The 2,227-nt window shown below is 63.4% G+C and carries 1 protein-coding gene and 1 pseudogene; one reads left to right on the forward strand and one right to left on the reverse strand.

All coding sequences use genetic code 11. The annotated features are described in order from the left end of the window. Positions 1-10: 10 nt before the first annotated feature. Positions 11-1,723 carry an HAD family hydrolase gene (locus EOA60_RS29620; RefSeq protein WP_095823790.1) on the forward strand — a complete coding sequence of 571 codons (1,713 nt, stop codon included), beginning with the start codon at positions 11-13 and terminating at the stop codon, positions 1,721-1,723. A 29-nt stretch (positions 1,724-1,752) separates the two neighbouring features. Here the strand turns inward: EOA60_RS29620 and EOA60_RS29625 are convergent. Beyond that, a pseudogene (locus EOA60_RS29625) lies at positions 1,753-2,227 on the reverse strand (AAA family ATPase); the annotation flags it as partial.

Below are 2,227 nucleotides of genomic sequence, written 5' to 3' on the forward strand. Positions count from 1 at the left end.
GGATCACCCGATGTATTTCATGGCACTGGCCACCGACTACGACGGCACGCTGGCGCATGACGGACTGGTCACCGCCAGCACGCTGTCGGCGCTGAAGAAGCTGAAGAAGTCCGGCCGCAAGCTCATCCTGGTCACCGGCCGCGAACTGCCCGATCTCAAAGAGGTGTTTCCGGAGGTCGGGCTATTCGACAAGGTGGTGGCCGAAAACGGCGCGCTGATCTACACGCCGGCGAGCGAGGAAGAGCAAACGATCTCGCCGTCCCCTTCCGCCGATTTCGTCGACAGACTGAAGAAGCGCGGCGTCAAGCCGCTCTCGGTCGGCCGGTCGATCGTTGCCACCTGGGAGCCGCACCAGGCCACCGTGCTCGACGTCATCAAGGAGCTCGGCCTTGAGCTGGAGATCATCTTCAACAAGGGCGCGGTGATGATCCTGCCCTCAGGCATCAACAAGGCCACCGGACTGGCGGCTGCGCTCAAGGACCTCAGATTGTCGCCGCATAATGTGGTGGGCATCGGCGATGCCGAAAACGACCATGCTTTCCTCAGGGCTTCGGGCTGCAGCGTCGCCGTCGCCAACGCATTGCCCGCCGTGAAGGAAACCGCCGACCTCGTCACGAAGGAGGCGCGCGGCAAAGGTGTCGAAGAACTGATCGGCAAGCTGATAAAGCAGGATCATCTGATAGCTCGCAAGCGCTTGCGCGGCGTCCTGCTGGGCACTGCCAACGGCAAGAAGGTCTATCTGTCGCCCGTCGAGACCGTTCTGATCGCCGGAAGCTCCGGTATCGGCAAGTCGACATTGGCCACAGCGCTCACCGAGCGGCTTGCCGAACAGGGATTGCAGTTCTGCATTTTCGATCCCGAGGGCGACTATGACGGACTGGAGGGCGCCGTTCCGTTGGGCGATGGCTCGACTACACCCAGCAAGGAGCAATTGCTGGAGCTGATCGAAAAGCCTGGCACCAATATCGTGGTCAACGGGCTGGCGCTGAAAGTCGACGAGCGGCCCGACTTCTTTGCCGAATTGCTGCCCGGCCTCGGCAGCGTCCGCTACCGCACGGCAAGGCCGCATTGGCTGATCATCGACGAGGCGCATCACCTTCTGCCCAGGCGCCGCGAGGACACGCGCGCGGTGCTGTCGCTCGAGCTGCCGGGCACGGTGCTGATCACCGTGCATCCGGAAGCGATTTCGACCGGGGTCCTGCGCCTGGTGACGGCGGTCATCGCGCTCGGTCCGAAGGCGAAGAGCGTGATCAAGGCCTTCTGCAAGGAGGCCGGGCTGGAGGCGCCCAAGAGCATTCCTTCGCCGAAGGGTGACCGGGTTCTGCTGTGGCGGCCGCAGGACGGCAAGAAGCCGTTCACGGTCAAGGCGATCGAACCCCAGCAATCGCTGAAGCGGCACAGCCGCAAATATGCCGAAGGCGAGCTCGACGAGGCCGGCAGTTTCTATTTCACGGGGCCGGAAAAGGCGATGAACCTCAGAGCCCACAACCTGATTATTTTCGCCCAAATGGCGGAAGGCATCGACGACAAGACCTGGGAATATCACCTGCGCGCCGGCGACTATTCCAAATGGTTCCGCCAACAGATCAGGGACAAGGAACTCGCCCGCGAGACGGCAGAGGCCGAGAAGGACAAGCGTCTATCGCCCGAGGACAGCCGCAAGCGCGTGCTGGAGGCCGTGCGCCGGCGTTACACGGCGCCAGCCACGGCACCGGAGAGGTAACTCAGTCGGTTCCGGACGCCAAGCCGCCCTCAACTCGCCTCGCGCATCGCCTCAGCCGCCTGCAGGTCGACCGAGACCAGCTGGCTGACGCCCTGCTCGGCCATGGTGACGCCGAACAGCCGGTCCATGCGCGCCATGGTGATCGGGTTGTGGGTGATGATGACGAAGCGCGTCTCGGTGGTCTTCGACATCTCGTCCATCAGATTGCAGAAGCGCTCGACATTGTGGTCGTCGAGCGGGGCGTCGACCTCGTCGAGCACGCAGATCGGCGCCGGATTGGTAAGGAAGACGGCAAAAATCAGCGACATGGCGGTGAGCGCCTGCTCGCCGCCAGAGAGCAGCGTCATGGTCTGCGGCTTCTTGCCCGGCGGGCGAGCGAGGATTTCGAGGCCAGCTTCCAGCGGATCTTCGGACTCGATCAGCTGCAATTCGGCCGTGCCGCCGCCGAAGAGATGCGAGAACAGGCGCTGGAAGTGGCCGTTGACCACCTCGAAGGCCGACAGC

This window comes from Mesorhizobium sp. M1A.F.Ca.IN.020.06.1.1 (assembly GCF_004023265.1).
Taxonomy (GTDB): domain Bacteria; phylum Pseudomonadota; class Alphaproteobacteria; order Rhizobiales; family Rhizobiaceae; genus Mesorhizobium.